8 protein-coding genes and 1 pseudogene are annotated in these 9,069 nt (G+C 43.3%); 4 read left to right on the top strand and 5 right to left on the bottom strand.

The window, feature by feature from the left end; all coding sequences use genetic code 11:
- From QUA80_RS30495 to QUA80_RS30505, 3 genes are all read left to right on the top strand, one after another.
- Positions 1 to 253 (top strand): WD40 repeat domain-containing protein (locus QUA80_RS30495; RefSeq protein WP_445302307.1); only part of this gene is annotated, 253 nt, incomplete at its 5' end.
- Positions 250 to 1,374 carry an ATP-binding protein gene (locus QUA80_RS30500; protein WP_333428684.1) on the top strand — a complete coding sequence of 375 codons (1,125 nt, stop codon included), beginning with the start codon at positions 250 to 252 and terminating at the stop codon, positions 1,372 to 1,374. The genes QUA80_RS30495 and QUA80_RS30500, both read left to right, overlap by 4 nt.
- A gap of 172 nt (positions 1,375 to 1,546) precedes the next feature.
- On the top strand, positions 1,547 to 2,128 hold the full coding sequence (locus QUA80_RS30505; RefSeq protein ID WP_333428685.1) for an HAD family hydrolase: 582 nt from the start codon (positions 1,547 to 1,549) through the stop codon (positions 2,126 to 2,128).
- A gap of 15 nt (positions 2,129 to 2,143) precedes the next feature.
- Here QUA80_RS30505 and QUA80_RS30510 read toward each other — a convergent pair whose 3' ends face one another.
- The 3 genes from QUA80_RS30510 to QUA80_RS30520 all read right to left on the bottom strand — a co-directional run bounded on the left by QUA80_RS30510 (position 2,144) and on the right by QUA80_RS30520 (position 7,338).
- On the bottom strand, positions 2,144 to 3,373 hold the full coding sequence (locus QUA80_RS30510) for an ATP-binding protein (protein ID WP_333428686.1): 1,230 nt from the start codon (positions 3,371 to 3,373) through the stop codon (positions 2,144 to 2,146).
- A 6-nt stretch (positions 3,374 to 3,379) separates the two neighbouring features.
- Positions 3,380 to 5,926, bottom strand: coding sequence for a PAS domain S-box protein (locus QUA80_RS30515; protein ID WP_333428687.1), 2,547 nt, complete (start codon positions 5,924 to 5,926; stop codon positions 3,380 to 3,382).
- Between the two features lie 122 nt (positions 5,927 to 6,048).
- Positions 6,049 to 7,338 (bottom strand): aminopeptidase P N-terminal domain-containing protein, encoded by a 1,290-nt coding sequence (locus QUA80_RS30520; RefSeq protein WP_333428688.1) that lies wholly within the window; start codon positions 7,336 to 7,338, stop codon positions 6,049 to 6,051.
- Between the two features lie 456 nt (positions 7,339 to 7,794).
- Between QUA80_RS30520 and QUA80_RS30525 the strand changes: the two are divergent.
- Positions 7,795 to 7,974 (top strand): annotated as a pseudogene (locus QUA80_RS30525) (IS5/IS1182 family transposase); the annotation flags it as partial.
- A gap of 28 nt (positions 7,975 to 8,002) precedes the next feature.
- Here QUA80_RS30525 and QUA80_RS30530 read toward each other — a convergent pair.
- Both QUA80_RS30530 and QUA80_RS30535 read right to left on the bottom strand, forming a co-directional pair.
- Positions 8,003 to 8,176: a hypothetical protein gene (locus QUA80_RS30530; RefSeq protein ID WP_333428689.1), complete on the bottom strand. Its 174-nt coding sequence runs from the start codon at positions 8,174 to 8,176 to the stop codon at positions 8,003 to 8,005.
- Entirely contained in the window at positions 8,173 to 8,895 is a 723-nt protein-coding gene (locus QUA80_RS30535) for a hypothetical protein (RefSeq protein WP_333428690.1), read from the bottom strand. The genes QUA80_RS30530 and QUA80_RS30535 overlap by 4 nt, the downstream gene beginning before the upstream one ends.
- Positions 8,896 to 9,069: the final 174 nt, after the last annotated feature.

Here is a 9,069-nt window from a genome sequence, read left to right on the forward strand (position 1 = left end):
TACTCTCAAAGGTCACAGCGACTCGGTAAAAGCAGTAGCCATCACCCCCGACGGCAAGCGGGCAATTTCTGGTTCAGATGACAAGACCATCAAAGTCTGGGATTTGTCGAGTGGAAATGTGATTGCCAGTTTCACGGGTGAAAGTTCGATCGCCTGTTGCGCCATTGCACCCGATGGAGTCACAATTGTAGCGGGCGACGAATCCGGTCGCGTATATTTCCTGCAGCTAGAAGGGGTGGAGGCACTAACATGAATTCCTCACCTCTGGCAACTCCCATCTCTACCGATTCTTACCCAATAGAATTTCAGCAACTCCTGCGAGAAAAAACCGATAATTTTGCAGGCCGCAAGTTTGTTTTTTGTGCGATTTCCGACTTTCTGGACTCCCACAGCCGCGGTTATTTCACAATTGTCGGCACTCCCGGCTGCGGCAAAAGTTCCATCCTCGCCCAATATGTCAGGGCCCATCCTCGCAGTATCTATTACAACGCTGCAGTTGAAGGCAAAAATCGAGCTGAAGATTTTCTGGCTTCAGTCTGCACTCAACTGATTGACAAATACCTTGCCGCCAATGGGGAAACATCGGAAATTGTCAAGCTCAAATCTCAACTTCAAAATCTCGAATCCGATGATGGGAGTTGGTTTCTGTCTTTGTTGCTTCAGCAAATTAGCGATAAATTGGTCGATCGCCAAAAGTTGATCGTAGTCATTGATTCTGTAGACGCGATCGCCCCCACGAGTCAACCTCCCAGCACAAATCTGTTTTATCTGCCGAGATATTTGGGCGATCGTACTTATTTTATCCTCGCCCGCCGCCCGTTTTTGAGAGAGAAATCAGGTTTGTTAATTGAAACCCCTTCTCAAACTCTCGATTTAAGAGATTATCCCGCCCAAAATCGCGAAGATATCCTTAACTACATTCAGCAATACCTACCAACCGCAGCGGATTTAACTCAACCCGAATTCTGCCAACAACTCGCAACTGTCAGCGAAAACAATTTCATGTATCTGAGTCAGATGTTACCTGCCATTAACGAGAATTCACACCCCGATGCTAATCTGGGGGAGTCGTCACTTGTCTCTGAACTTCCTCCCGGTTTAGCAGCGTATTATCAAAACCACTGGCTGCGGATGAGAGGTGATGCTTTATCGGCGATCGAGTTGTCTGTAGTGAATGTTTTAATAAAATCCACAACAGGTTTGTCTGTAAGTGCGATATCCAATATAATTGATGAGGATGAATACGATGTTGAAAAAGTGTTAGACAATTGGATCGAGTTCTTAAATAAACAAGAAATAGGAGGAGAAATTGGCTATAGTTTGTATCATAATAGTTTCCGCGAATGGTTAGGCAAACAATCTATTTTACAATGATGATGAGGACAAGGCGCCATGTCCCTACCCCAAAATAATCACGAACACTTGATGAGAGATGTAACCATCGCCCGATTAATTGTAGTCCAAGGGCACGGCGACGTGTCCTGAATGTGGGTAATATCAATTCCGATGCCACCGAGTTTTATATTATATCAAAAACCATACAACAATGAAACGAGCAGTATTTCTTGACAGAGATGGCGTTCTCAATATCGAAGCCGGTTACATTCACAAACTAGAAGATTTGCATTTAATCCCCGGAGTCGCCAAAGCTGTACGCCGTTTAAATGACCAACAAATATTTTGCTGTTTGGTTTCAAACCAATCCGGTCCAGCGAGGGGTTATTATCCAGTTAGCCACGTAGAAGCTTTGCACAAACGCCTTTGTCAGCTATTAGAAAATGAAGCAGGAGCCAAGTTAGATGCTCTTTATTACTGTCCTTATTTAAGCGCAGCGGAAGGCGGAACCAATCCAGAATATACGCGGTATACAACGTGGCGAAAACCGAATACGGGGATGTTGGTAGCGGCTGCTTGGGAACAGGATTTAGATTTGCGAAATAGTTTTATGGTGGGAGATAAAGCTACTGATGTTGATATGGCTCACAATGCCGGATGTACTGGTATTTTGGTGCAGACTGGTTACGGAGAAAGCGTGTTGAGTGGGGAGTATCAGCACCATACTAAACCTGATTTTATTGCAGCAAATTTAGCGGCGGCGGTTGAGTGGATTTTGCCAAACTTTGCTTAGTGTTTGTAGTGGCATTTAAGTTTTTGGCTGTTGATTAGAACAGGAAAGTGCTACGTAAGGAAGCGCGACTTTAAATGTTGTGCCCATGCCGATTTTGCTTTCGCAGGCGATCGCGCCTCCTTGCAATTCTACAGCTTTTTTAACAATTGTTAATCCCAAACCGTTACCTTTAATCTTTCCAGTATTCTTGCAGCGGTAAAACATTTCAAATATTTTCCCTACTTCGGTTTCGGGGATACCGATGCCTTCGTCTCGGATACGGATAATTAGTAAGGGAGAATTAATATTTGTAAATTGGGAATTGGGAAACAACCACTCAGGAGACAAGCAGAAAATAGCTTCTTTGTCTCCTTCGGCTGCTTGACGGCATTCCAATTCCAAGGTGACTTGCCCGCCGTTGGGGGAATATTTGATGGCATTGACGATTAAGTTTGAGAGAATGCCGTGCAGCAATTGTCGATCTAACATCGCGCTGGTAACATCTGAGGGGATTAATGTTAGTTTGTGTTTGGCTTCATTTCCTAACAGCAATTGATCGAGCAAGTCTTGACAAAATTCGACTAAATTTATCGGTAACGGATTGCATTTGAGTTGGCCTGCTTCTGCTCGACCCATGAACAGCATATCGTCGATTAGCTGGTTCATCTTTTGGGTAGCTGAGTGCACCAGGCGCAGGGTTCTCACTTGGGATTCGTCACTGCTGCGAGTTCGATCGAGCTTGAGCAGTTCCGCAGAGATTAAAATCGCGTTGAGGGGGTTGCGCAATTCGTGAGCGGCCATTGAAATATACTGGTTTTGGCGGTGCGATTTTTCTTCCATCGACTCTCTGACTGCTTCCGAAGTTTTGAGAGCTTCTCGCATCTTGGTTTCGATTTCGTGTCTGTGCAGGGCAATCTCGATCCCCACCCGCAAATCATTTTGTTGAAATGGTTTAATAATATAACCGAATGGATCTGTAAGTTTCGCTCTTTGCAGCGTTTTATCGTCGGCATAAGCTGTTAAAAATACTGTCGGTACATTCCTATGATTTCGGATTTTTTCTGCCGCTGTTACCCCGTCCATCTCACCTTTAAGCACGATATCCATCAACACTAAATCGGGCGGATTTTCTGTAGCTTTTTGAATTGCTTCTTCTCCTGAAGAAACTGTAGCTGTTACTACATATCCGAGTTTTTTTAATCGACCTGCTATGTCTTCGGCTACAATAACTTCGTCTTCTACAACCAAAATTTTTACAGGGTTCATTTTTTTTTAAATGCGCTGCCTATAATTTAATTGTTTGAAAACCAAATTATAGCAGGTTCCACGCCGACTGTCAATCGCAATAGTACCGTCTAATTGGCAAGCCAACATTCGCACTAATCGCAATCCTAATGTTTCAGTATTTTCCACGTCAAAATTTGCCGGAAATCCGCGACCGTTATCTTGAATAGTTAAGTTAAATTGCTGAGTCCCTATTTCATAAAAATTAATATTAATTTCCCCTACCGAACTTGGGCTAAAGGCATATTTCAACGAATTAGAAACCAGTTCGTTAATAATTAATCCGCAAGGAATTGCTGTTTCTATGTTTAAACAAATGGGGTCAACGTTGAGATTGAATTGGATGGAAGTGTTGCCGCCCCCAAAAGATTGATACAAATTAGCAACCAAGTTTTCGACGTAGGGGAGAAGGTCGATCCGATCGAGATGTTCAGATTGATACAGTTGCTCGTGAATCAAAGCCATTGAATCGATGCGGGTCTGGCTTTCTTCAAATAAAGCTAGCGTAGCTTCGTCTTCAATGTATTGAGCTTGAAGTTGCAGCAAGCTGGAAATTACCTGCATATTATTTTTGACTCGGTGGTGAATTTCTTTGAGCAACACTTCTTTTTCGCGGAGTGCTGCTTGAATGCGGGCCTCGGTAAATTTGCGATCGCTGATATCTTCGCCAATACCCGCGATGCGGTAAATGTTGCCCGATTCGTCGTAAATGGAAAAAGCTCGATCGCACACCCAGCGCATCGTGCCGTCTGGTCGAAAAATCCGATATTCGGTACTCGTGGACTCGCCCTGCAACACTCGCCCCATTGCCTCTTCTAACAAATGTTTATCTTCTGGATGCACCCACTCCATCATTTTTAAGGGTTCGGCATATAATTCTTCGTGGCTGCGCCCCCAGATGTGTTCGTAAGCTGGACTCAGATACAATAAATCGGTGAATTCAGCAGACATTAGCCAGAAGGAATCTTGGATATTTTCTGCTAGTTGGCGGAAGCGTTCTTCACTTTCACGGATGGTTTTTTCTGCCTGTTTGCCTTCACTTATATCTTCTGCAATACCAACGATGCGGTAAACTTGACCAGCTTGATTTCTAATCGGAAAAGCCCGATCGCGAATCCAGCGAATTTCGCCGTCCGGCCTGACAATTCGATATTCGATCTCTTCTTCAGACTCAATTTTTTTAGTAAAGGTAGCAATAATGCGATCGCGATCTTCTGGATGGATGGACTCGGCAAAAAAGCGTCCGTAAGCATACAAATCAGTGGAGCTTCTGCCCCAAATTTTTTCGTAGCCCGGACTGATATAAATAATTTCCTGGGGTTGAACGTCTACCATCCAAAACACGCTTTTAATATTTTCTGCTAGCTGTCGGAACCTCTCTTCGCTTTCTTTGAGTGCTGCTTCTGTTTTTTTGCGCTCGCTAATATCGCGCTGCACGCCAAAATACCCGACGATTCTGCTGTGGAAATCGTAAATGCAAATATAGTCGCATTCGACCCAAATTAGAGTCCCGTCAAACTTGCGATTGTCATTTTCAACGTGAATTCTGCCCGCATCAAAAAATTCCCTGATTATCTCTCTACCGCCAGTCAAATTGTGCGATAAAAAAGAGTAAAGCGTCCTGCCAATAAACTCTTCCCTAGTACCTCCGTATTGAGCTATCAAAGCATCGTTTGCCTTCGTTACTCGTCCGTTAGCAAATACGTAATCCAAGACTTTTTCTTTGTCAACTGTATCATCCCAGTACACGGGTTCGTCCAGCATCATAAAGAAAAAGCCATCTAAAGATTGAGAGAAAAACAATTCTAGCTGTTCCTGGCTTTCCCGCAGAGCTTTTTCGGCGCGCCCGCGATAGATAATTTCTTCCTGCAATTGATTGTTGGCTTTTTTCAAGTCTTCAGTGCGCTTTTGATATTTAATTTCTAGCTGATTTGTGATTTCTTCCAGCGCTATTTCTGCCTGTTTTTTTTCAGTAATATCTTGAGTAACGACCATGCCTGCAAAAATTTCTTCCCGGTCGTTTTTGACGGGGGAAACTGTTATTGAATAAACGCGACTGCCGTATTTATATTCAAAAGTATTCTCTTTTCCTGCCAAAGCCGCGCGATATGTAGTCTCAAAAAGTGGCAAATCTTCAGGTGGCGATACTTCCCACAATGTTTTGCCTTCCAATTGTTCTTTAGACAAACCAGCTAGTGCTAAACCTTGGCCGTCAACCAGAGTATAGCGCAAATCCCGATCGAACAAAAACACCGAGCCATTCGGATAATGTTTGATGAGAGTTCGGTACATTTCCTGGCTTTTTTCCAGAGATGCGATTAACCGAATGCGATCGTCCTCGCTGATATCAAATTCTGTTGCAGAACTCGAAAAGCTAGCATTTTCGACTGTTTTGAGTTGTGCTTCTAATTTTTGGCACAATTCTCTCTGCTGCTGCAAATCCTGTTCAAGTTGCCGAATTTTTTCTTTTTGCTCTGCTACTAATGCTTCGCAGGTTTCGAGAGGTCGATCGATCTTGGTAGGATCAATACACATAAGCGCTCTAGGTTTTGCTGTTGCGGACTTGAGCTTTTTCAAGTTAATACTAACAAAGCTCAAGCCTTTACTGCCAACTTAAGTAGTCAATCTTTCTTGAGTTGTGCCAAAGCCTTCCACCTTTATTTAGGAACTCCCGCCGTCAACACTTCATGGCCCTCAACTGTCACCAAAACATCATCTTCAATTCTCACGCCAATACCGCGCCATTTTTCAGGAACATCCGGCTGTCCTTCAACGGGTTTAATATAAGGAGAAATATAAATCCCCGGTTCCACCGTCAGCACTTGTCCTGGCTGCAAAACTTGCGGATTTTCGCCGTACTGATAAACCCCGACATCGTGCACGTCCAGTCCCAGCCAATGACCGGTGCGGTGCATATAAAATGGCTTGTATTTCTCTTCTTTAATTATCTCTTCAATGTCCCCCACCAAAAGTTTTAAATCCATTAAACCTTCCACCAAAACGCGCACGGCTGTTTCGTGAATTTTGCTGTAAGGATTTCCCGGATATACTTGACTAATTGCCTGCAATTGTGCTTGCAAAACTAAGTCGTAAATTATCTTTTGTTCGGCTGTAAATTTGCCGCTGACAGGAAAGGTGCGAGTAATATCGGCGTTGTAGTAGCCGCAAGCACAACCGGCATCTATTAGCAACAAATCATTTTCCTGCATTTGCCGGTTGTTTTCGATGTAGTGGAGAACGCAGGAATTATAACCAGATGCAACAATTGAAGGATAAGCAGGAGTGCAGCCATTTAAGCCAAAAGTATGTTCGATTTCAGCTTGAATTTCGTATTCGTACCTGCCAGGTTTTGCGAATTCTTGGGCGCGGTTGTGCGCTGCAACTGAGATATTAGCGGCTTTTCGCATTAATGCTAATTCAGTTTCGCTTTTCACCAGCCGCATCGGATGTAAAATGATGTTGGAATCTTCTATAGCAGTCGGGCCCGTGCCGCGTTTCGGGTAGGTTGCCATCAAGCGCTGCCAGTGATTGAGGACTGCTTGGTCAAAAGCACGATCGCGCCCGAAGTGATAGTATATGCGATCGGCCTTTTCTAAATATTTCGGCAGTTTTTCTGCAAGTTCGGCGATGGGGAAAGCTTCATCCGCGCCGTACAATTCCTTAGCGCCTTCTACTCCGGCGCGATAACCGTGCCAAGTTTCTTTTTCCAAGTCTTTTGGCTGCACGAACAAGATAAATTTGTGTTCTTCGTGGTGCGGCGCGAGGACTGCTACCGCCGAAGCTTCGTTGAAACCAGTTAAGTAGAAAAAATCGCTATCTTGTCGGTATGCGTATTCTACATCGTTGTGCATGACGGCAGCGGGCGCGCTGCGAAATATGGCCGTTCCGCTGCCAATTTTTGCCATTAACTGTTCGCGTCTTTGCCGGTATTCGGTGGGGTTTGTCATCCGATTTGAGATTTGAGATTTGAGATTGAGTGTAATATTAACACTCGGCGGTTTCAAGCACTGCTTGTCAGACTTGCACTTGCAAGGCCAGGGTTGAAGATCTAGCTACTCTGTTTTTTTTGTGGGTATACTTATTTATTCTCTCGTTGTGCGATCGGCAATTGACAAGTCATCCGATTTGAGATTTGAGATTTGAGATTTGAGATTTGAGATTGAGTGTAATATTAACACTGGGCGGTTGAAACCACTGAGTTTACGGACAGACAGACTGGCACCCGCAAGGCAAGGGTTGAAGATATAGGCGATCTGTTTTTTTTCGGGGCCTACTTATTTAGGGCTTGCTGAATAAGCCGATCGCACTTGACGTAGCCTGGATGAAGAGAGCGTGCGATCGAGAGAAGTGTGCAAGAAAAACAGGTAAAATAGATCAAAACCCGTGCATCATCACCTGCGAACGTGTACAGAAAAGCTGAGCTTGCTCTCCTCCCAGCCTTAGACTTTGAACTAGCCAACGGATGTAAATTGTCAGCAGATAACCGTTGGGTAAAAATGGCTCAAATAATCCTGTGGTCAGAATTTGAATCAGAATATGCGGCCAACTTCCCCGCAGACAAGGGTGCACCAGCCAAATCCTTTGGGAGCGTGTCACTTTTGCGATGAGTATTTATACTCTATTCTTTCTTTGCTTACCAATTAAGTCATTTAAGTAAGCACATCGATGAGCCAATACCTGTCCAATATTTTCTGATTTCCAACTTGCTCCAGATATTTTAATTCGTCTAGCTATTTGCTTAATTCCTGATTCTACTGCGCCGCGTGCCAATTGAACATATTTCATCTATGAAGGAAAGTTTCGTAATTAATAATTCTTTCTTTGTGCTTTTCTAAATATTTGCAAAAATTAACTGCTGTTTTTCTCTTTAACTCTGTAAATAGTGCTTTTGCACTTTTTACATTTCCTTTCCATAAATATGTTTCTGCTTGCTTCAATCGCTTAATTGAACCGCCGACTTTCTGAAGATTTTCATTCAAATGATACCAGTCCAGAATTTCCCGTCTGTCCTGTTTACAACTAATTTCCTTGAATATATTCCATACACCATCATGTCCATCGCCTAAACAATTTACTGGTTTTTCTAGTGGCTGTTGATTGGCCCAATTAATAATTACCTCATTTTTGTCAAAACTACCTACTATCCCTGCTGCTGACACAATTGCTTTATAATCTTTCCACTCCGATTTTTCTCCTTTTTGTGTGATTAATCGTGCTTTTCCACCGTCTAAACTTAACTCGGCAATATCTGCTGTTGCAATGGGCTGCTCAAATTTTTGATAATGTACTAATATGAGTTGTGTCTTCGCTGGAACCGTAATCCCTGTTATATATTCAATATCTTTCGCTGCATTTTGATAGGCAACATTAGCACTCAGTCCTGGGGGGGTGACAACCAGCCCAAAACCCATAGTTAGTAAGGATTGAGCCAACTTATGGTAAAAAAAGATAGGCAGCAGAATTGTTACACGCTTGCCTATCCAAACAAATAATGATACTAACATTCTACCAGACTCCTAGACAAAAATACCTGACACCATCTCAGTTTTTGGTGATGACAATCTTGCTATCCTTGATACAATCAGAAAAACAAGTGAGATTAGCTTACTTTTCCCGTTAAGTGTGATTTGTAGCAAGAAGCCAGCCCTGGCACAGATCACGTAAATTTGACCAACCTC

It is taken from the genome of Microcoleus sp. F4-D5, assembly GCF_036704885.1.
GTDB lineage: Bacteria > Cyanobacteriota > Cyanobacteriia > Cyanobacteriales > Microcoleaceae > Microcoleus.